At 52.7% G+C, this 21,597-nt stretch carries 20 protein-coding genes; 6 read left to right on the top strand and 14 right to left on the bottom strand.

All coding sequences use genetic code 11. The annotated features are described in order from the left end of the window. Positions 1-129: 129 nt before the first annotated feature. Together CHH67_RS05925 and CHH67_RS05920 are read right to left on the bottom strand one after the other, a co-directional pair. Positions 130-1,923 carry a sensor histidine kinase gene (locus tag CHH67_RS05925; RefSeq protein WP_095264122.1) on the bottom strand — a complete coding sequence of 598 codons (1,794 nt, stop codon included), beginning with the start codon at positions 1,921-1,923 and terminating at the stop codon, positions 130-132. A gap of 57 nt (positions 1,924-1,980) precedes the next feature. Then, on the bottom strand, positions 1,981-2,841 hold the full coding sequence (locus CHH67_RS05920) for an AraC family transcriptional regulator (protein ID WP_095264120.1): 861 nt from the start codon (positions 2,839-2,841) through the stop codon (positions 1,981-1,983). Positions 2,842-2,964: 123 nt separating this feature from the next. Here CHH67_RS05920 and CHH67_RS05915 point away from each other — a divergent pair, with 123 nt between their 5' ends. Continuing rightward, a complete protein-coding gene (locus CHH67_RS05915) occupies positions 2,965-4,503 on the top strand; it encodes a sulfatase family protein (RefSeq protein ID WP_095264119.1) in 1,539 nt (512 codons plus the stop codon). A gap of 69 nt (positions 4,504-4,572) precedes the next feature. Here CHH67_RS05915 and CHH67_RS05910 read toward each other — a convergent pair whose 3' ends face one another. Next, the gene (locus tag CHH67_RS05910) at positions 4,573-5,106 is read right to left on the bottom strand and encodes a chromate transporter (RefSeq protein WP_095264118.1); all 534 of its coding nucleotides are present in this window, start codon (positions 5,104-5,106) and stop codon (positions 4,573-4,575) included. Positions 5,107-5,119: 13 nt separating this feature from the next. Further along, entirely contained in the window at positions 5,120-5,758 is a 639-nt protein-coding gene (locus CHH67_RS05905) for a chromate transporter (RefSeq protein ID WP_095264126.1), read from the bottom strand. 292 nt (positions 5,759-6,050) lie between these two features. Between CHH67_RS05905 and CHH67_RS05900 the strand changes: the two genes are divergently transcribed. Both CHH67_RS05900 and CHH67_RS05895 read left to right on the top strand, forming a co-directional pair. Beyond that, positions 6,051-7,244 (top strand): ROK family protein, encoded by a 1,194-nt coding sequence (locus CHH67_RS05900; RefSeq protein WP_095264116.1) that lies wholly within the window; start codon positions 6,051-6,053, stop codon positions 7,242-7,244. A 172-nt stretch (positions 7,245-7,416) separates the two neighbouring features. Then, positions 7,417-8,667: an anaerobic sulfatase maturase gene (locus CHH67_RS05895; RefSeq protein WP_095264123.1), complete on the top strand. Its 1,251-nt coding sequence runs from the start codon at positions 7,417-7,419 to the stop codon at positions 8,665-8,667. Between the two features lie 12 nt (positions 8,668-8,679). Here CHH67_RS05895 and CHH67_RS05890 read toward each other — a convergent pair whose 3' ends face one another. Beyond that, positions 8,680-9,651 (bottom strand): dienelactone hydrolase family protein, encoded by a 972-nt coding sequence (locus CHH67_RS05890; RefSeq protein ID WP_244908096.1) that lies wholly within the window; start codon positions 9,649-9,651, stop codon positions 8,680-8,682. 79 nt (positions 9,652-9,730) lie between these two features. On the opposite strand from CHH67_RS05890, the gene CHH67_RS26125 reads away from it, so the two are divergent. Next, positions 9,731-9,886, top strand: coding sequence for a hypothetical protein (locus tag CHH67_RS26125; RefSeq protein ID WP_179292066.1), 156 nt, complete (start codon positions 9,731-9,733; stop codon positions 9,884-9,886). A 4-nt stretch (positions 9,887-9,890) separates the two neighbouring features. Here the strand turns inward: CHH67_RS26125 and CHH67_RS05885 are convergent, their stop codons facing one another. From CHH67_RS05885 to CHH67_RS05870, 4 genes are all read right to left on the bottom strand, one after another. Continuing rightward, entirely contained in the window at positions 9,891-10,298 is a 408-nt protein-coding gene (locus tag CHH67_RS05885) for a NusG domain II-containing protein (protein ID WP_095264114.1), read from the bottom strand. Positions 10,299-10,396: 98 nt separating this feature from the next. Continuing rightward, on the bottom strand, positions 10,397-12,172 hold the full coding sequence (locus CHH67_RS05880; RefSeq protein WP_095264112.1) for a nucleoside recognition domain-containing protein: 1,776 nt from the start codon (positions 12,170-12,172) through the stop codon (positions 10,397-10,399). Beyond that, positions 12,166-13,299: an NAD(P)/FAD-dependent oxidoreductase gene (locus CHH67_RS05875; protein WP_095264111.1), complete on the bottom strand. Its 1,134-nt coding sequence runs from the start codon at positions 13,297-13,299 to the stop codon at positions 12,166-12,168. Before CHH67_RS05875 ends, CHH67_RS05880 begins: the two co-directional genes overlap by 7 nt. A 50-nt stretch (positions 13,300-13,349) precedes the next feature. Continuing rightward, positions 13,350-14,000 (bottom strand): AAA family ATPase, encoded by a 651-nt coding sequence (locus CHH67_RS05870; protein ID WP_244908097.1) that lies wholly within the window; start codon positions 13,998-14,000, stop codon positions 13,350-13,352. 350 nt (positions 14,001-14,350) lie between these two features. On the opposite strand from CHH67_RS05870, the gene CHH67_RS05865 reads away from it, so the two are divergent. After that, positions 14,351-15,349 (top strand): permease, encoded by a 999-nt coding sequence (locus CHH67_RS05865; RefSeq protein WP_095264110.1) that lies wholly within the window; start codon positions 14,351-14,353, stop codon positions 15,347-15,349. A 35-nt stretch (positions 15,350-15,384) separates the two neighbouring features. Further along, the gene (locus CHH67_RS05860) at positions 15,385-16,317 is read left to right on the top strand and encodes a TIGR03943 family putative permease subunit (RefSeq protein ID WP_095264109.1); all 933 of its coding nucleotides are present in this window, start codon (positions 15,385-15,387) and stop codon (positions 16,315-16,317) included. Between the two features lie 46 nt (positions 16,318-16,363). Here the strand turns inward: CHH67_RS05860 and CHH67_RS05855 are convergent, their stop codons facing one another. The 5 genes from CHH67_RS05855 to CHH67_RS05835 form a co-directional block, all read right to left on the bottom strand. Further along, on the bottom strand, positions 16,364-16,789 hold the full coding sequence (locus tag CHH67_RS05855) for a Fur family transcriptional regulator (protein ID WP_230875678.1): 426 nt from the start codon (positions 16,787-16,789) through the stop codon (positions 16,364-16,366). A gap of 88 nt (positions 16,790-16,877) precedes the next feature. After that, the gene (locus CHH67_RS05850) at positions 16,878-18,083 is read right to left on the bottom strand and encodes a GTP-binding protein (protein WP_095264107.1); all 1,206 of its coding nucleotides are present in this window, start codon (positions 18,081-18,083) and stop codon (positions 16,878-16,880) included. Positions 18,084-18,390: 307 nt separating this feature from the next. Beyond that, on the bottom strand, positions 18,391-19,434 hold the full coding sequence (locus CHH67_RS05845) for a FecCD family ABC transporter permease (RefSeq protein WP_095264105.1): 1,044 nt from the start codon (positions 19,432-19,434) through the stop codon (positions 18,391-18,393). Then, positions 19,431-20,462: a FecCD family ABC transporter permease gene (locus tag CHH67_RS05840; protein ID WP_095264103.1), complete on the bottom strand. Its 1,032-nt coding sequence runs from the start codon at positions 20,460-20,462 to the stop codon at positions 19,431-19,433. Before CHH67_RS05840 ends, CHH67_RS05845 begins: the two co-directional genes overlap by 4 nt. Next, entirely contained in the window at positions 20,462-21,547 is a 1,086-nt protein-coding gene (locus CHH67_RS05835; protein ID WP_095264101.1) for an ABC transporter substrate-binding protein, read from the bottom strand. The genes CHH67_RS05840 and CHH67_RS05835 overlap by 1 nt, the downstream gene beginning before the upstream one ends. Positions 21,548-21,597 lie beyond the last annotated feature (50 nt).

The raw sequence follows: 21,597 nt of genomic DNA, 5'->3' as shown, positions 1-21,597 counted from the left end.
AGCTGCAGCGCCATCTCGCCGTTATATGCTTCGCCCGACAGCTCGAATCCATTGCTCTGCCAGTCGCCCAAGGACCATACATGCTGATGCACCAGCGGTTCATCATCTACCAACAATACTCGATACATGCTATCCTACCTCCTTCGCCTCAGGACCCGATGAACTCATCCGGGGAATGCGGATTTCAACCTTCGTGTACAGCCCTTGCTCGCTGTACAGTTTAATTCCGTACATCTCGCCATACATGCGTACAATCCGCTCATGCACGTTGCGAACCCCCATGCTGCTGAACCGGGAGGGAGGAACGTCTCCCTGACCGGCCAGCAGACCGTCCATCTGCTCCCGGGTCATCCCCTTCCCGTTGTCCATAATGTCGATGTTCAAATCCCCGTTCTCGCCGTATACACGAATGAGAACAAATCCGCCGGAGTTCGATGTACCGAGCCCGTGCATAAGCGCGTTCTCGACGATCGGCTGCAGCGTCAGCTTCGGCATCATGCATTCAAGCAGCGTATCATCCTCCACCTGGATATGCACCGGCACTGGCTCCATAAACCGGTATTTGACAACCGCGACATAGCAGGATACGTAATCAAGCTCCTCCCGCACCGTCAGATATTCATTCGCGTTGCCAAGCACTCCGCGCATCAGCTCAACAAGCGAGCCGGATACCTCTTCGATATTGGGCACCCCGTTCAGCTTGGCCAGATATTTGATCGTGTTCAGGGAGTTGTAGAGAAAATGCGGGCGAATCTGCGCTTGAAGCGCGGTCAGCTCCGCCTCCCGCTTCTCCTGTTCGCTAATGCGTATCCCCTCCATCAACCGCTTCAGCTCATCCACCATGCCGGTGAAGACGCTGTACAGCTCGCCGATTTCATCCTTCGTATCAATTTCGGTTCTCGGAAAGTCCAGATTCCCGTCCTTCACCCGCATCATCATCGTCTTCAGACGGCGAATGTTGAGTGTCGTGCGCGAGGACATTTGCAGCGCTCCGATCAGCACCACAAGCATCACGATCGCCGACACTTCAATCATCAGATTGCGAACTCTGACGGATTCGCTCAGCAGTGAATCAAGCGGCACCAGCGCCCGCGTGGTCCAGCCTGTATAGTCGGAATGGCGAGTGACCACGATATAAGATTTGCCGTTGATGCTCTGCTCCGTCGCTTCTTCCTGCCCCATCGCCTCTGGCTGCGAGTAGATCAGCTCTGTCATGGACGGGGACAGCTCGGAAGGGGCCGATTCCGACTGATAGACCAGTTCCATCTGCTCGTCAAGCACATACAGCGTGCTGTCAGCGGTCGGCTTCACGCCGTAAGTATTTCGGATGAACTCGTAATTCAGGTCTACCATGACGACGCCAATCGTTTCGCGATTATAGCGAATGACCCGCCCGACAGAGATGGCATCCTTCGTGCCCGAACGCTTGAAATAGGCGTGGCGCTCTCCGTTGCGCAGCATGTAATCCATCGCCTGGGTATCCAGAAACGTGCGGTCGATCCACGGGCTGCCCGAGAAGAATACTTTACCGTTCAGCCCGATAACGGCAATCCTTGAAATGTAAGGCTTGTAGTCGATCAGTCCTGACAAAAACTCCGTAATCCGCTTCTGCTCCTGAAACCATTCGTAACTGATCTCCTCGTTCGGGCTTAGAATGGTGTCAATCACCGTGTTTTCATTGGTGACTGCCACGGTATTCAAACGATCGATCTCCCGCAGCATCACATTCAGGGATTCATCAGCCTGCCGGATGCTGTCCGACACCGAGGTGATCGCATTCTGCTTGATCGTCTCCCTCATGTTCATATAGACCAGGCTCGTTACCGACACGATCGACAGAAGCGTCAGCAGCCCGAAGGCGATAAAGATCTTTCCTTGAATGCTCAGTCGCGGCGAAATCCACTTTCGCAGCGTAGCCATCATATGCCCCACCTCCCGCGCATGGATGATACCGCTTACAATATTGGCAAAGCTGCCGCTTCACTTATTTCCGGCAGCTCGCATGACCAGCGGCGGAACTTGATAATAAATTTTGAACGCCCGGGTAAATGTGTACAGATTCGGATACCCCAAAGACAGCGCGATCTCCGTCACGCTTGCATCCGTTTCGATAAGCAGCCGTTTGGCCTTCTCCATGCGAATGGATTGCAAATATTTCTGTGGCGGCACGCCAACCTGACTCGTAAACACATTGGAAAAATATGAGCGATGCACACCCGCAAACGAAGCGACTTGCTGCACGGAAATGCCTTCGGTCGCATGCAAATCCATAAAGGCCATGCACTCGCGAATCCAGCTGGAAGGCTCATCGGCATGTACAGGCGCCGTATCCGGAATGATCCCCGCAAGAAGCTCGCACAGGAGCCCTTGCAGCTCGAGCGATACGGACGGGTTCCAGCGCTCCACACGCGACAGCGCCCCAACGATCCGATCCATCGCGCTCCGGACGCGGGGGGTGACAAGCTTCTCGCCATAAGGTCTGTCCGGCTTCACGCCAGCCAGCTCCAGCAGCGGCTTCACCCGGCTGCCATCGATCGCGAGCCAGCTCATTTGCAGCAACGGATCTGAAGGCAGAACATAGTAATCATAGGTACGGCCTGGGAACAGGCAGAACAGATCACCACGCTGCAGTACGGTCTTGTTCCCCTCATATTCCAGGCACAGCTTCCCCTCAAGCACAACATGGATGCTGTAGCACTCGATTCGCTTCGGCCCGACTTTATAGTTCGGCTTCGCCACACTGCGCCCGGCCCGGACTGGCCACAGCTGCGCTTCTTTATCCAGATATCCGGGCGTGTAATAGATAAACTCGGCATACTCGTGCTCATATTCCTGCCACATTCCGCCCACCCTTCCTTTCGCACTATTTGATAAATAGATAACAAAATGACAAACAAGATGTAACAGAACGCCATTTAAAAAATACGGTTTATTAAATAACATCATAATAGGAGGGGATGAATTTTGTCTAGTAAACCTAACATTTTACTAATTACCAGCGATCAGCAGCATTGGAACACCATCGGTGCATTTCAACCCGAAATTTCCACGCCGAATCTGGATCGGCTGGTGCGGGAAGGCACGACGTTCGGACGGGCCTATTGCCCCAACCCGACCTGCACCCCGAGCCGTTCCTCCATCATCACAGGCATGTATCCAAGTCAGCACGGGGCATGGACGCTCGGCACGAAATTGCTGGAGGACCGCCATACGGTAGGAGAGGATTTCAAGGAAGCGGGTTATGAGACTTCATTAATCGGAAAGGCGCATTTCCAGCCGCTAGCCGGGACGCCGGAATACGAATCGAAGGAAGCCTATCCGCTGCTGCAGGATCTGGACTATTGGAAAGGATTTCACGGGCCATTTTATGGCTTCGATCATGTGGAACTGGCGCGAAACCATACGAATGAGGCTCATGTCGGGCAGCACTACGCCTTATGGCTGGAAGAGCAGGGCTGCACGAATTGGCGGGACTATTTTCTGCCGCCGACCGGCACGATGGACCCCGAGCAGACCTACAAATGGCCGATACCGGAGAAATATCATTACAACACCTGGATTGCGGAGCGCACGAACGCCCGTCTGGAGGAGCATAAGAAGTCAGAAACGCCGTTTTTCCTGTGGGCCAGCTTCTTCGACCCGCACCCGGAATATTTGGCCCCTGAGCCATGGGATACGATGTATGATCCGGACAAGCTGACGATCCCTTCGCTCGTACCGGGCGAGCATGACCGAAATCCCCCGCATTTTCAACTGACACAGAAGGAAGAGCCGGACTTCTCCCACCTGATGGAAACAGGCTTCGGCATCCACGGCTACCGCTCCCACCTTGACTACGAATACGGAGCGAAGAAGAGGCTGACGGAATACGACAAGAAGAAGCTGGTTGCCGTCTACTACGGCATGATCAGCCTGATGGACAAATATATCGGGCGCATACTCGATAAGCTTGATGAGCTCGGTTTGGCAGATAACACACTAGTTGTGTTTACGACGGATCATGGTCATTTCTTCGGGCAGCATGGCCTGCAGGCCAAGGGCGGTTTTCATTACGAGGATTTGATCAAACTTCCGTTTATCGTCAGGTACCCCGGCCATGTGCCGGCAGGAAGACGCTCGGATGCTATTCAGTCGCTGGTAGATCTCGCGCCAACCTTCCTGTCGTTCTGCGGGCTGCCGATTCCGGGCTCGATGTCGGGTGTCGACCAGAAGAAGGTGTGGCTCGGTGTCAAGGAATGGGCGCGGGATCATGCCATCTGTGAATTCCGTCATGAACCGACGACCATTCACCAGAAGACGTATGTCGATGCAAGATATAAAATCACGGTCTATTACAATCAGACGTACGGGGAAATTTTCGATCTTCAGGAGGACCCGGGCGAGCTGCATAATCTGTGGGACGAACCGGGCTACGAAGGGCTGAAGGCGGAGCTGTTGCTCAAGTATGCCTGGGCCGAGCTTGGCAAGGAGCCAATGCCGATGCCGAGGATTCACCATGCTTAGCAGAACTTTAAAAAGGCGGGAGCCCTCAGGGGCCTTTCGCCTCTTCTTCTCTGTTGTTCTATTCTGGCACTAGAACAGGACAATGCCGGCAGCCGCCGACAGCACAATGACGGCAAATGGATGCAGCTTGTATTTGATCACCAAGGCGAGACAGCCTGCTGTAATCAGCAGCGTCCCCGCAGTGGACCAGCTGATCCAGGGCTCGCTGCGCCCGCCCAGTCCAAAGTGAATCGCAGCGTAAATGATGAGCCCCGTGACGATCGGACGCAAGCCGTAAAATGACGACTTAAACCATTCATTGCTGTTCAGTCTGAAAAAGAAAGCTGTCACAGCAACAACGATGACTAAGGATGGCAAGATGACGCCGATTGTCGCAAGAACAGCACCCGCTATTCCCGCTTCCGCATACCCGATCAGCGTGGCGGCATTCGTTGCAATGGAGCCCGGAGCCATGCCGGCGAGCGCCACGATCTCCTGGAATTCCGACGGGCTTGCCCAGCCTCTTGCCTCCACCTCCCGCTGAATGAGCGTTAACACGGCGTAACCGCCGCCAAAGGAGATGCTTCCGATTTTGACAAAAACCCAAAACAGCTGCCACAGCATGGATGATCACCCTTCAGATGTAATATTCGGGGAAATGAAGTTCCCGCTTCTCTTCGGCCTGCTGCTTCTCGGTCCGAACTTTCATGCCGGCTCTTCGTTTCAGCTGCACCACGGCAATGCCGGCGATGGGCCCGCCCAGTATCAAATAAAACGAATGGATCGGGGTAAATAACAGCAACGCTACCGTGCCTGCTGCAATCAGAAGTGTAGGCGTATCGAGAATCGACGATTTCCACATTTTGAACGCGGCTACGATAATCAGAGCAATGACCGCAGCGTGTACCCCTTTAAGTGCCGCAATCACCTTTACATGATCTTTGAACACCATGCTGAGCAGGCTAAGGAGGGAAACGATAATAAAAGTAGGCAGAGTGATCGCCGCTACTGCTACTACAGCTCCTGCTATGCCACCGAGGCGATAGCCGATGAAGGCCGCCGCATTGACGGCTACGCCCCCGGGAGCGGAGCCCGAAACGGAGATCATGTCCGCCATCTGCCTCTCGTCCATCCAGCCTCGTTTCTGCACAATCTCCCTCTCCAGTGTTGCGATCATCGCATAACCGCCGCCAAAGGTAGAGGGCCCTATTTTAAAAAATGCGCAGCCAAGCTGGCCAAGCCTTTGGATACGCTGGGCCCACGCCTCGTGTTCCATCATCAGAGCCTCCCCCTTTCCTCCATTTTCATCCTGTCTTCTATCCGTTCTTGTAGAGAATCTTCTTCAATTATAGCACATTAATTTCATTTTGGAATAAAGTTATTGCCCAAAATGCTCAATCACACCAAAAAATTGGCGATTCCATCATAAAAAGCGTAATATGGAGATGTAGTAAATTTAAATTTGGAATTAAGTTGATTATTCTGATAATCTTAGCTGGAAATCACTTGATATAATCGCTATACTGGTTTTATCCCGACTAAAACACTTGGAAATGGAGCGCGCGTTTATGATTACTCATTCCAATCGTTCGATAAAAAAGCAGGTTTTTGATCGTATTTCCTATCTCGGGACTGTTTCCAAAGCGGATTTATTACAATACTTTTCCATAACGAGCAGCAGTATGACACGTCTTCTGGAGGAAATGACCGCCCAAGGGATCATCGTTGTCTCAGGTCTCGGAAGCTCCACGGGCGGAAGAAAGCCGATCCTGTTCCAGACCAATCCGAGTTATCGCTATTTGCTCGGGCTGGACATTTCCCGGATTCATTCCGTCCTGGGACTCTATGATATGCATCTCAATCCCCTCTCCCTGACGCGCTGGAAGATGGACGACGCGATGTCGCCGGAGCGGCTGGTCGATGAGGTTGCCGATGCCGTTCACCGCTTTCTGACCGAGCACGGCATTTCAAGCAGCGACGTTCTTGGCATGGGGATTGGCGCAGTCGGACCGCTTGATCAGCAGGCAGGCATCATTGTGGAGCCGGAGTTCTTTCCGGCTCCCTCCTGGAAGAATGTACCGATCTGCCAGCTGCTATCAGAGCGGCTTGACATGACGGTGAAGCTGGACAATGGAGCGAATACCGCTCTGATGGGCGAGCACTGGGCGCTGAGAAACGAGCGCATCCAGCATGCTCTCTATGTTCACGCCGGGGTGAATATCCGGTCAGCCGCCATGTCCGGCGGTCAGATATTGCGCGGTGCCGTGGATACCGAGGGCGCCATTGGGCAGATGATCATCCAGGCGAATGGGCCAAGACTGCGGGATAACAGCAATTATGGCGCACTGGAAGCTTTTGTATCGGTGCCGGCCCTCGAGGAACGAATCCGCACCCAGTTGAAGATCGGTCGCAAGAGCGTGCTCTCCGGCATATCCCCGGATCACGTGAACTTCGCCACGCTTGTGGATGCGCTTGCCCAGGATGATCCGCTCGTGAAAGAGCAATTTACGGAAACCGCCGCCTATCTTGGCATCGGACTCGCCAATCTGATCAATGCGCTCCATCCCGAATACGTAATTCTTGGCGGCCCGCTTGTCGGGGCTCACCCGCTCGTGCTGGACACCGCCCTGGAAGTTGCCAAGAAGAACACCTATCATTATCCGGAATACAGCCCGGTGTTTACCCAAAGTCTCCTGCTGGACGAGGCGGTCGCCACTGGAGCTGCCGTCATGATGATGCAGGCATGGGATGGGGAAGAATAAAAGAATAATGGTTTATTTCATTTCGGATTAAAGTCCAGCATACATCTCCCTAATTTTTAGCCAGGGTTGGAGATGAAGCGCTTTAATCCGAATCTTTTTGTGCTTTTGACATTATTGGGGACCGGTGATATCTTGGGGATACATACAATAGGTCGAGGGGCAGGGGATGATCATGTCAGGAGGCTGCAGGACAAGCGTTCAATCCCACATCAACGTGATGTGGAAAACGGTATCGGAGGATTGCAATCTTGCTTGTGATTATTGCTATTACAGCACCTGCGGCGGCAAGCCGGGACCCGAGATAAACCGGATTGATTCCGCGATTCTGGATACATTCATCAAGGATTACATGCAGCGTAGCCGAGGCGCAGCCAGCTTTGCCTGGCAGGGCGGGGAGCCGCTGCTAGCCGGTCTGGCGTTCTTTGAAGAAGTTGTATACCGGCAGGCGCTGCACGCTCCGCCGCACACCACGATCAGCAATTCCCTGCAAACCAATGGCACATTGATTCATGATCGCTGGGCTTCATTTTTTAAGACCTATCACTTTCTGATCGGCGTGAGCCTCGACGGCCCGAAGGAAATTCATGATGCCCGCCGGGTGAACGCCGCCGGCCGTGGCAGCTTTGACCGCGTGATGGCAGGCATCGGGCATTTGCGGAAGCATCAAGTGGATTTTAATATATTGACGGTCATCCATAAGGGAAATGTAGGCCACGCCAAGGAACTGTTGGCGTTTTATCGCGAGCACGATTTCAATTTCGTCCAATTCATCCCCTGCATGGATTTTCGCTCTCAGCAAGTGGACCGCCCGGGCGTTTATGAAATTACGCCGCGGGAGTACGGCGATTTTCTGTGCGATGTGTTTGACGTGTGGTATAACGACGGACATCCGAACGTTTCCATCCGTTTTTTTGATAATATGCTCAGTGTTTATGTGAACCGGGAAGCGGAGCTCTGCGTCCATCGTGCGGCGTGCCCGACAAGCCTGGTCCTGGAGCAGAACGGGGATGCGTATCCTTGCGATTTCTTCATCAACGACGCCTGGAAGCTCGGCAACGCGGGGAGCGATTCCATCGCCGACATGCTGGCCCATCCGAACTATGCACGATTTCACCGAATGAAGCCTGCTCTTCCGGACAAATGCCGCTCCTGTACATGGCAGAAGCTCTGCCACGGCGGATGTCCGAGAAACCGGCAATGGAACCCGGAAGGAACAACGTCCGATCCGGATTTCTTCTGCCAGAGCTATGTCCAGATTTATGCTTACGCCCATGACCGAATGACTGAGCTCGGAGACCGGCTGCGCCGGGAGCTGTATTCCAGCGGTGTGAAGCGCGATTATGCCGGCAGAACGCCTGGACGCAATGAGCCGTGCCCGTGCGGCAGCGGCAAGAAACATAAAGCCTGCTGCGCTTCAGCCTGACACACAAGGCTATCATTCGGCCAGTGTTTGACATATCCAGTCGAAACTCCGTCTGCCGCTAATTTCATGCCGGCCCGGAAACAGATCGGTGTGAAGCGCATGTTCCGCACCGTCCCGCTTATAGATGTCACGCAGTTGCCTGGCGGCTTCCTCGAAGCCCGCCTGCGGAAAGATCGGATCGTCCGCGCCGGATTCGAGGAACAATGGGCGCGGTGACAACAAGCCAATCCATTCGGGCAGCTCGGCATACTGCAGCATCTGCGGCGTGAAATTGCACAGACAATGCCGCACCGCCATGATGCTGTCTTTAAAAGTATTGGTATACCCTGCTACAACCACAGCGCGGATGCGTTCCTCCAGCACGGCGCAGGTATAGGCGAGCAAGCCGCCGCCGGAGAATCCCATCATGCCGATCCGACGCTCATCAGCGTCCGTTCGGGACACTGCATATTCCACAGCGCGGCGTATTTCGGCCACTCTCAGGCCCGTTAACGTCTTTCCGTACATCAGCAATTGGGTCGCCATACTGTAGCAGGAATTCGGCGCGTGCGGATCCTTCGCCAGATCCGATGCCAGCCGCCGTTCGCCGAATCCGGCAATGTCAGGTGCAATTACCATGACGCCGCGTTTGACAAGCTCCACGGCAAATTGACCGTGGATCCCCGTCTTATCCGGATCCGACGGAGATCCGTCAGCCTGCAATCCGACAATCTCCCGGCTCCCGTAACCGTGGCCGTGAATGGCAACAACCGCAGGCAAAGGACGCCTCCCTCCTTCCGGAATCAACACGTAGGCTCCGAAAGACAATCCCGGAACCGCCGACAGCTCTACCCTTTCCCGAATGTATCCTTCGCATTGCACACGCTCCAGCATCCTCGGCTGATGTTCACCGTCCGCGACCGTCTCGAAGTCGCCGAGCAGCCGCTGCAGCTTCTGTTTCAAGTCTTCCTTTCGCATTGCCACATCGCTTGAATCCGCTTTCAATTGAATCCGTCTCCATGACGCGTGATATAAGTTTTCCAGATATGAATCTGCCGCCCACATAGGAAAGCCCCTTTCATCGATGGAATGTCCCTTTTCACCATCTTACATCAAGATGGACATTCTGGCGACTAAGCTTTCCCGAGGAACATCCAAGCCTCAATCGCCGGGCAACGAGCCGCCGCTTGGGGCTGCAGCGGCTGCGCAGTTAGCTGCCAGCGAGAAGCTGGACCCTTGAGTAATTAATGGACATAAGCATCGATCCCACTGTCGTGAGGCGCACGGTTCCCGCCGTGAACAATCTCGACATAGACCCGGTTCGGTACACAAATAATCACCTCATTCGGACGGCTAATAAAGCCCATTTGCATGGAGATTTTTTTCGGGCAATCCGCTGCGACCATCTGAATCCCGTGATTAAATACCTTCAGGACGTTGTGGCCATACTCCGTATCAAGCGCAATGGTCTGCTCCCCGCCATCCAGCGACACACTTTGGTACAGCGCTCCGTTGACGTTAATGTTGGCATAGAGCGTGGCAGGATCATAGGACTGCCGACTTCCCTGTATCTGATGATATATCAGCCAGGCCGAGCCGAGCAGCACCAGCAACGCAATCAGCAGCACATCGCCGCGTTTGAACTTCAGCATGTCTCTCATCCCATTTCGAATTAATCTGATCTATCTGTAACAATTGTAACAAAGAAGGGAGCCCCCTTATGTGACTCCCGTTACAGTTAACGCTTCATTTATACGTAGATAGCCACCAGCATAATAACGACCGAAGAAACAAGGGATGTGATCATCTGCTTGCCTGCCAGAGCAGCCGCAAAGGACCAGCCCATCTCCTTCCTGACGGTCCATAAGGTCACCAGGCAAGCCGTAAACGTGGATGCAAGATAGACAAGAAGAAAAATCTGTCCCGCCTGCATCGATTGCAGCAGCTCACCTTCTCCTTGGTTTAACACCAGCAATCCATCTTTTCTGATGATCGAAAATATAATGCCGCTTGCAGCTTCAGAGGGAAGATGCAGCAGCTGAAGCAGCGGTCTCGCCGCAGCGGAAAGCCAGGACATCAGGCCGGTTAGCTGCAGTCCGGCAGCGACCAAACAGATCACAATAAATATCGGCATCGCCTGAAGCAAGAACTGTTTGATTACGGTTCGAAGGCGCCAGCTAACGGCGCGCATGGTCGGCTTTTGCAAATAAGACAGCGACTGATAATAGGTCTGAACATCGAGCCGGTCCTGCGCTCGATTCCAAACCTTGGTATGCAAGGCCCCTACCAGCCCTATAACGAAGATGTATGGTAAAAACAGGCCAGGATGCCCTGCCGATCCGAACACGGACAAGGCAGCCCCGATCTGATAGCTGCATGCGGACCCGAACGCGATCAGCGAAACGCAGGACTTGCGTGTGCACTGGCTGCAAGCGCGGCTCTGAAAAACCGCAACCACGTTGCAGCCAAATCCGGACAGCACCGGGATAAGGTCCCGCCCGCTTAGGCCGATGGCCCGCATCGGTCTGTCAAGCGAATCGGTTATCCGATCCTTCAGACCGCTCTCCTCCACCAACGCCACGCTGATGCCTAGCAGCAGGACAACCGGAAATGCCCATAGGAATGAATATAATCCAAGGGTAAGCACACCGTAGTCGCCAACTAGAAAAGAATGCAGGAGCACAGGCGATCCCTCAAACACCTCTTTAAGCGGACCTATCACGCCTTGATCCACCAGAGGCTGCAGCCAGGACGACAGCATATAGGCCAGATAAACCGGGACCGCGAAAAGCAGAATCATCAGCATCAGGGACAACGCTCGTCCCCATATCGGATGCTCAAGCCAGGTGGTCTGAGGCCCAATAGCAGGAATGGGAATATTCAGCTGTTCTCCGGTCTCCGTTCCGACCGTGCCAGCCATTGTCAACAGGCTGAGCAGCTCAGATCTATCCAGCAACGTAATCCTGCGCGCATCAACGGCAAGAAAGGGGATGCTCAGTCGATTCGCCAAGTATTGCTCAAGTTCCGCCGAATCGGCCGCGATTTTATCGGTGAAGGTCAGAACCAGCAATACGCGCTTGTCCGTCAGATCCACCGATTTCAGAAGCAATGGAAGCTCCCTCGCCACATGAGTCGCTCGCACAACCAGTATCACAATATCCGCATCCATGACAGCTTCCAACGCTGTTCTTGTCGTTCGGCTGTCATCACTGCTTCGGATACCGGGGAGATCAACCAAATCGATGGCGCTCGTCAAACGACCTCTGCGCGCCATCAGGGTGGAACCGCGGAAATTTGCCTCTTCTCCCGTATCGTCGCCGGTAAGCCCGCGAAATAGCGCCGATTTCCCCGAGGATTCAAAACCGATCATAATGACGCTTTGCCGGCGGGATGAAGCATGCTTGAGCCGGGCCGGCTCAAAATCTGCTTGCGGCGGCGCTGGCTCCGTCTGCAGCGGGTCTGGCTGTGCCTCGGACAGCACTGCCTGTGACCGCTGTGGAGTACGGGGCTGCGCCTGTGTCAGCATTGGCAATCTTCTCCGCAGCAGCTAAGATCCTCCAGCAGCATTCCCTGCTGTCGATACGCTTCCAGCACACTCGTATCCAATCCCAACCGCTCGGCAATCGCTCCGGCCACAACGCCAAATCGCTGCCTGAATTTATAAATGAAGCAGAAGATGAGCTGCTCGTGCCTGACGCTCGGACCAGCAACGAAAAGCCCCGGTGTCACTGTAGATTCATCATACTCGTTCAACAGCGCCGCCCCGTGCTCATCACACTCGAATAAATGCTCGATGAGGCTCAAGCTCCCTCTGAACCCTGTTGCCAGAATCGGAGGTGATGTAGTCTTAACAAAGCGGCTGTCACCGGATGCGCTACCTTCGCAATAAACAAGGTATCCCCCATCATCGGCCGGCTCGATCCATTTGGCCTCGTATCCGGCCATCAAATCAACGAGCCCGCCCTCGACTTCCCTTAATCGGTCCTTCGTATAGGGAGATATCTCCATGCTCGGATCGCTGCTGCCCTTCAACGTCCAACGCAGGCTCCGATCGATCACCGTTACCTTTTTACCCAGTCTCGCCAAATGAATCGCTGCATCTGCTCCGCTCTCGTACCCGCCAATAATGATATGCTCATCGCCTTGGAACTCCTTCCAAGACTTGACCAGACTGCTGTGAATGCCGTACTCCGAACCTGGCAAACCGCCGAGTGCCGGGTATTGAAATTCACCGGCCGCCCAGATCACATAGTTGCAGCGCATAATACCTGCGGACGTGTCCAGTTCGAACCCTCCATCCGGTTGTGGGCGTATTCCGGTGACATCCACACCGGTTTGGATCGGCAGCTCTTTATAATCCGCTACGGCTTGCAAATAGTCCGCATACTGCTCTCCGGAAGGGTGCTCCGTCCCCAGTGTATAGGCAGGGGATGTTTTCAAAGTGACGGAGTTGAGGTCGAGCATACCGTATGCATTGCCTGTAAATGACGGAGTAATCATTCGCATTTCCTTAGGCCACATTCGAAATGAAGCCCCTACGCTTCCTCGTTCGAGAATGCTAAAGTTTGTCACCCCCAGCTCTTGAAGCAGGCTGCCCAAACCTACTCCCGCCGCTCCTCCACCCACAATGATGCAATCCAAAATCTCCATCATTCGACACCCCTTACTTTATTGTAAATTTTACGATCATAGGGCGAAATTGTTTATTGTACGTTCGGTTTGTATTCCGAGTATGCCTCTTCGATAAAAGTGAACCTCAGCGGACGATGCTCAATGATCGCTTTACGCTTGGCCTTCAGGATAATCTGTTCCATATCCGCGAAGCTGCAGCCCTCCAGCAGCTCCGATGCAGCCTGATGAACAGGCTCATCCTGCTCAAAACCATCCAGGTGCAGATGAATAAACTGCTCCCGATCCTTGTCGCCTGGCATCCCGTAAGTCATCTTCGTATCAAAACGGCGCCATATCGCATGGTCCAGCTCCGCTTCCAGGTTCGTAGCGGCGACAAAGATGCTGTCTCCCTCGAACTCATCCAAGCATTGCAGGAGTGTATTCACCACACGTGCCATTTCTTTAGCTTCATCAAAATGATCCCGCGTTCGTCCAATCGCATCGAACTCATCCAGAAACAAGACACACGGCGTCGCCTTGGCATAATCAAAGATTTTCCGAATGTTGCTGCCTGTCTCCCCGAGATGACTGTGAATCAATGCATCCAGTCTGACCACAATTAAAGGAAGCTTCAGACGAGCGGCAATATAGAATGCGGTTAGCGTTTTTCCCGTGCCAGGCGGCCCGAACATAACAATTTTATTCGGGATTGGAACCTCATACTGCTCGAATCTTTCCTTCATTCCGATAATCGTAATAAACTCCTCCACGATCTGCTGGTTGGTCTGGCCAAGCACGATTCGCTTGACCTTCTTCTCACATTCTTCAGGTGTTTAACATGTTCCCATATCGATGCCCTTCGAACGGGGGAGACGGGAATTGGTTTTATGCTTACTCATGTATTGAAATACTCCCTTTCACTTGTAATCGTAATAATTACGATATAGACAGTATAATAATCTGCCCTTTTCATTGTCAACAACCTCTACCTTCATAATCGTAATTATTTTGATTAATTGCATACAAGGCGTCATGATTCCATATTCCGGGCATAGAATGAGTATCAATATAACTCTATCACGGGAGGCTATGGATGAAAGTTTCAATGCTATATAAGACGCTGCCCCTATTCTTTGCGATCATTTTTCTCGTTCCAGCCTTGCTGGTGGTTTCGCATCATCATCAAACAAGCCTCTTCTCCCATCCGCAACTACAGCAAATCAAAGTCCTGTTTATCGGAATTTTTCTGGAGGCGCTGCCTTTTGTATTGCTTGGGGTGCTGCTCTCGTCCCTGCTTCAAATCTTCATTAAGGATGCGTGGATTCGCCGCTTCAGTCCTAAACATCCAGTCATCGGCGTCCTTTTTGGCTCCATGCTCGGGTTTGTGCTGCCTATATGCGAATGTGGAATGATCCCCGTGGTCCGCAGATTGATGTTAAAAGGGATGCCTGTCTACATTGCTGTCACCTTCATCCTCAGCGGACCCATCCTGAACCCGGTTGTATTGTCTGCCACCACGGTCGCCTTCGATGCATACCCTGAAGTCATATGGAGCCGAATGGGACTAGCCCTTGCGGTAGCAGCGGCGATAGGCTTCATCATATATGTCCGGTCCCCGAAGAATCCGCTAAAGCTGTCTTTGGACAAGGTTCAGATGCAGTCAGATGCACTCCCTTTCCACCAGCATACGAAAACTTGGTCGAGCTTCTTCGTCCATGCAGGAAATGAATTGATCGACATGAGCAAATATTTGGTGCTGGGCGCCTTTATAACGGCCTGCATTCAATCCTTTATCCCGCGCGAGCAACTGTTGGCGCTCGGTGACGGATCCCTTTCTTCCTATTTGTTCATGATGGGATTTGCGTTTGTATTATCCCTGTGCTCCACCTCCGACGCATTCGTAGCCTCCGCCTTCACGCATGCTTTCTCGATCGGACCGCTCCTCTCTTTTCTGGTGATGGGACCGATGCTGGATTTCAAAGGCTTGCTCATGCTGCTTGCCACGTTCAGGATTAAATTTGTAATAGGGCTCTGCCTGCTGGTGATTGTACTGGTGCTGATCGGCTCTGTTGCCATCGATTTTCTCTATTAAAGAAGGGGTTGTTACAGAAAGGAGTGTTCCCTTAAATGACATTAACGGCGTCCATCCGCTGCCATTATCTCTTGCGTGCGCTATTGCTCGCTTCCCTATCCTTTTATCTCATCCATCTAAACGAGACAGACCTGCTTCATTATTATCTGGCTCCCCATATGCAGAAGCTGCTGCTGCTCTGCCCGGTACCTCTTCTGTTTATCTCGTTCGGTCTCGTGTGGCATTGTATAACAGGCAGCTCGGAACAAATATGCGACTGCGAGCATCCGCTGCCGGAGAGCTTCTTCAAGAACATATCCGTCTACGGCCTTGTCGCCGTACCGCTATTATTCGGGCTGCTCGTGCCCAGTCAAGCGCTTGGAAGCGATATGATCACAAAGAAGGGAATGGTCTACTCCGTCCCGGCTCCAGAAATTCGGCGCAAATCGGATGCTATGGACGCTGCCGGGGATTCTCAGATCACGGATTCAGCCACACAAAAGAATCTGAGCCTGGATGAGCTATTCATCGCAAGGGATAAATATACCGTAGAGTTCGCCGAATTGGCCAAACGCCTGTACACGCAGTCTGTCATCGAGGTGGATTCGTCTATTTTTTCGGAAACCATCGGTGCCATCGATATGTACAGACAAGCGTTCCAGGGTAAACACATCACACTTCAGGGCTTCGTTTATCGAGAAGGGGATATGAAGGACAATGCGTTCGCCTTAAGCCGTTTCCTGATGATGTGCTGCCCCGCTGATGCGGTTCCATTTGGTGTGCTCATTCAAGATGACAACGCATTGACATTCACCAATGATACGTGGGTCGAGATTGATGGGGTAGTTCGAAGCGCCACCATTAACGGAGAAGAGGTGCTGCAAATTGAGGCGACACAGATTACAATCATCGAACAGCCCGTCTCCCCCTATATTTTCACGAATCCCGACTCCGTAGCCGAGTTCGATAAGTTGCAATCCAATTCGTGATCGCAGGAAGGGGGTGTCACCTCGCATCTTCAGGTTTAGAGGGTGTTCAATCTGTACCACATCGACCGCAGATTCCGTACACTTCGAATTTGTGCGAAAGAATGCGAAACGCTTCCGGCGTGGTCTCCACGTTCTCCATGGGACAATAATCCAGCGGATACGTCTGTTCGCACTTGATGCATATAAAATGATGATGATGACTGTCCGGACCGCATCTCAGCTTGAACCGCACGCCTCCTGCAAAATCAAACTGTTCAAGGATGCCGATGTCTGTCAGCAGTCTGAGATTGCGGTACACCGTGTCATAGCTGACCCCGGGAATGCGCTCTGATATATAATGATGGACCTGCTTGGGCAATACAAAACCGGTCGAGTCGGAAAACACCTCCGCGATCCATCTGCGCTGTGAGGTCATGCGAAGCCCCTTAGATACCATCGTCTCCACCAACAGCTCCAGCTTGTTCTCCATCATTCATCTCCCCCGGTTAAGATTTAAGTCGCAGGCTTCCATAAGCCGGACCCCCGATCCGGGGGCCCGGTTCAACCAGGTTAGCCCTGCATCATTCTTCAGTAATCCAAGGCAGCGGATTATTGAACGCGCTCCAATCCTGCTTCATTTCCTCTTCGCTTAACAAGCAACGTGAAAGCCTGTTTTCAATATCCGTCCGGTCCATATCCATACCGATGAAGACCAGCTCGGTCATTCGGTCACCCCATGTTTCATCCCAGCGCTCCTTAACATCCGGCTCGCTATCCAATATTTCGCGCTGCTGATCCTCCGGTAATGCCGCAACCCAATACCCTGCAGGGCCAAACTGGATCGAGGGTCCTGCTTGGCTTAGCGAAGCGGCCATATCGTCGCGTACTGCCATCCATACCAATCCCTTGGCGCGAACGACTTCCTCAGGCCAGTTGCTCAGGAAATAACTGAGGCGCTGCGGATGAAACGGAACTCTGCTGCGGTACACAAAGGACCCAATGCCGTATTCCTCGGTTTCCGGTGTATGTTCATCCTTCTCCAGCTCTGCCAACCACCCCGAGGACGTGCTTGTTTTATCGAAATCAAACAAACCGGTGTTGAGGATTTCCTTCGGATCTACAACGCCATTCACGGTGCGAATGATTTTTGCCGTTGGCTGAAGCTTTCTAAGAACCGCCTCCAGCTTCACCAGTTCCTTCTCCTCTACAAGATCGCATTTGTTTAGCAGCAATACATCACAGGTTTCAATCTGGTCGATCAGAAGATCTACAATATCGCGGTAGTCCGTCTCACCGACAGCCTGATTGCGGTCAAGCAAGCTTTCCCCGGAAGCAAAATCATGCCAGAAACGGTTGGCGTCAACGACAGTAACCAACGTATCCAGCCGCGCCAGAGCGGTTAAATCGATGTCCAGCTCGGGATTGGCATACGTAAATGTCTGCGCCACTGGAATCGGCTCGCTGATCCCCGATGATTCGATCAGAATGTAATCAAAGCGTCCCTCGCTTGCCAGCTTCTGAACCTCCTGCAGCAGGTCATCCCGCAGGGTACAGCAAATGCAGCCATTGGACATTTCGACCAACTTTTCTTCGGTTCTCGACAATGTATTTCCCGATTTCACCAGGTTTGCATCGACATTAACCTCGCTCATGTCATTGACAATGACCGCCACCTTCAGACCGTCCCTGTTATGCAAAATATGATTCAGCAGGGATGTTTTCCCAGAGCCCAGATACCCGCTCAAGACGGTAACAGGTATTTTCTTATTCGATTGTTCAGTTAACATGTATATTTCCCCTCTCATCATTAACGGCGTTTATATGGGAGTGTAATAGAATCGACTTGTCTGTTCTTTCTATACGCGTGCCCAGACTCCAATATCATGCCAATTTATTAACAGTAATTATTACGATTAACAATTTGATTGTAATAATTACGATCATGAGTTGTCAATCATTAATTTGTTTCCCAGAGGTTGTTCTGTGAACCGTTCCCTTCGGACCGATCAGAATTCATAACAAAAGACACCGCCTGTAAAGGCGATGTCCTTATTCTTACCCCCACTAATCCATGATCATCCAACATGGCTCAGGTCATTTCATATGGCGCCGAGCCAAGTAAATGAAAAAAGGCGCGCCCATAAATGCCGTAACAGCGCCAACCGGCAGTGACGCCGGACGACCTCCTTCAAACAGCGGGATGGACAAGCCCTGGGATAGAATATCTGAGCCGACGAGCAGCCAGGCTGTCACTAGTGCGCTAAATGGAAAGAGTCTTCTAGCATCCTGGCCGACAATGCGCCTCGCAATGTGAGGGCCTATCAATCCGATGAAACCGACAGCGCCAACGATAGAAACTGCTCCCGCAGTTAAAAGCGCGGCGATAAGCAGCAATCCTGCTCTTACAGGTCCGACCGGCACCCCAATCCCTCTTGCGACGCCATCGCCCAGTTGTAACGCATTAGCCGCTCCAGCACTGATTAATCCGATCGGCACCATAATTAGAAACCATGGCCATAGGATATTCCAATGAATCCATACCCGCCCGTTCAGCGATCCAACAGTCCATAACAGTATGCTGCCGATCGCCTCCGAATGACGGAGCAGCACCAGTGAGGTGCATGCCGACAGAAAAGCCGATATTAACAAGCCGATCACCGTAAAGCGCAGCGCATCTCCCCTGCGGGACCAACCCAGCAGATAAATCGCCGAGACCGTTATGATCCCCCCCACTAGACCAAATAACGGAATCTGCAGGGTAAGACTCGCAGATCCTCCTAAGTAGGTCATGTAGAGCACAAGCATCAGCACACTGCCTGCGGATACGCCCAGCAGCCCGGGTTCGGCCAGCGGGTTGCGTGTAACCGACTGCAGGATGGCCCCAGCAAGTCCGAGCATGGCGCCTGCGTCAAGTGCAATCAGAGTCCGAGGCAGCCTCAGTTCCCATACAATTTGCCGATGGAACAGGTCCTCTTGGTTATTGAGCAAGGCCAGCATCACTTCACGCGGCGTTAGGGCCACTTGTCCGAGCGCGATATGTAAAATAAAAAAAACGGCCAGACCCAATAAAAAAAACAGCCCCCAAGTCCAAAACTTCCGCTTATAGAATGATCCGTCAGCTGAGTTGCGATTGATCAATTGCGCCGTCGCCCCCTCATCACAAGCATCAAAATGAGAACCGGTACACCGACCATCGTCGTCCATAAGCCGACCGGAACTTCCCTGGGAATAAATACTGTTTTGGCAAATAGGTCCGCCGTCACGAGCAGCACGGCCCCTACCGCTGCGGAACAAGGGAGTATCCATCTGGCATCTTCCGTTCCCAGAATGGCCCTTGTCAAGTATGGACCAAGCAGCGCAATATAACCGATCGGTCCGCACTGCGCCACAACGGCTGATACCATCACACCACTGGCAACCAGCAATAAGAGACGCAGCCTGGCCACCTTCTGTCCCAGCGCTTCGGCCTGCTCATCTCCCAGACGAAGCAAGTTCAATGGCTTGATAAACAGCATGGCAGCCGGAATACCGATCACAGCCCATGGAAGCAAGTACTGAACGTGGTTCCAATGACGTCCTGATAAACTTCCCATCAAGTACGTATACAGCAGATTGATATCATTCTGGGTGCCCATTGTAATCAGCCACACAATCATTCCATTCAGCATCGCGGTCACGGCTGTTCCCATGAGGATGATGCTCGTGCTATCCGTTCGTCCATATACAGAAGCAATGACGATGAGACCTCCGGTAAACCCTCCAACCAGCCCAAACAAGGGATATAGGCTAAAAGCAACAGGCAGGTGTAACACCGTAATCACCGCAATGATCAATGAGCTTCCTGCCGATACGCCAATCAGATCGGGACTTGCGAGCGGATTGCGAAGACCGGTCTGCATCAGCACCCCCGAGATGGCAAGCATTGCCCCAGACAAGAAGCCAAGCACAATGCGCGGCAAGCGCAGCTCGAGAATAGAGGTCACGGCCAGATCAGAGCCTTCGCGATTTAGCAAAACACGCCAAAGTTCCTTCCAGCTAACGGCCGGATATCCGGATTTTAATGCCCAGAGAGCCGAAGCTGTGCCGGTAATAACAAGGAGCAATATCAGGACGAGCGCCCGGCTCGTCCTGATTGTTCCCCGACTAGAGTGAACAACCTCTCCCACTACTGGTCAGACCCTTTGAACGTATCAGGATATAATGTGCTCATCGCCTCATCCATCACGATCCCGAGCGAGCGCGTGCCTCTTCCGTTGGCCCAAATCGCCGTTCTGACTTCCGTAAACTGATTGTTCTTTACCGCCTTCAGTTTGCTCCATATCGGATTGGCGGCAAATTGCTCGGACAACGGCTGGGAATCCGGACCAAAGCTGAATGTCTCGATAAATATATGATCGGGATCCGTCTCAAGCACCTTCTCCAGCGAGTAGGCCATCCCGCCTGCCTGATGCCCTCCATCTTCAACAGGTGCTGGCCACGGGTATGGAGTAAGCTCAGAGAGCAAGGAGCCTACCAAGGACCCTGCCGTATCGATGCCAAAGTTGACGTCAGCACCATACATAATCAAGGCACTCCGGGTATTTGGAGTCTGTTGTTTATAATCGTTCATCTTATCAAGGAATTTATCCTTCGCGGCAGCAGCTTCAGACTCCCTGCCTGTCCAGGTTCCCATCATTTCAAGAAAAGAGATGGAGTCCTCATAGGTTTTCACCTCGACGATATATAGCGGAGCGATGTTGCCCAGCCCGTCTCTCAGCATATCATGAGTGCCTTTAAGCCCGATGACCACATCCGGCTGACTCTTGGCGATATCCTCCAGACTTGGCTCCATAAAGCCGCCCCCGATCTGTATAAAGGAAGAAGCCTGATCTCCGAAAAACTCCGGCTGAAAGGCGATGCTGTCCGGGACAACTGCAACCGGCTCGAGCCCCAGTTCAGCCAGGCTGTCCACGCATATTTCGGTTAAGCAAGCTACTCGTTCTACGTTCCCCGGCAGCTCAATCGAGGCTCCGGTGCTGTCCGTTATCGTCGTGTTAGCCTCTTCTGGACTTGGGGTGGATGGATCGCCCTCGGCATCCGTCCCCGATGCGGACGCTTCATCAGATGGAGCAGTCTCTCCAGAAGAAGCTGCATCTGTCGGAGCTGGATTTGCACCTTCATCGCCGGCTTGTCCGCACCCTGCTAGCAACAATAGCATGATTAGCACGGCTCCAATCCATTTGAAACCGGCATTCAACTTCGCATTCAACATATTTTACCTCCAATGGAATATGATATCGATCCTATTATATTCGTAATAAT

Source organism: Paenibacillus campinasensis, assembly GCF_002272015.1.
In the GTDB taxonomy this organism is placed as follows: domain Bacteria; phylum Bacillota; class Bacilli; order Paenibacillales; family Paenibacillaceae; genus Paenibacillus_AQ; species Paenibacillus_AQ campinasensis.
This window is presented reverse-complemented; position numbering and strand designations above follow the sequence as displayed.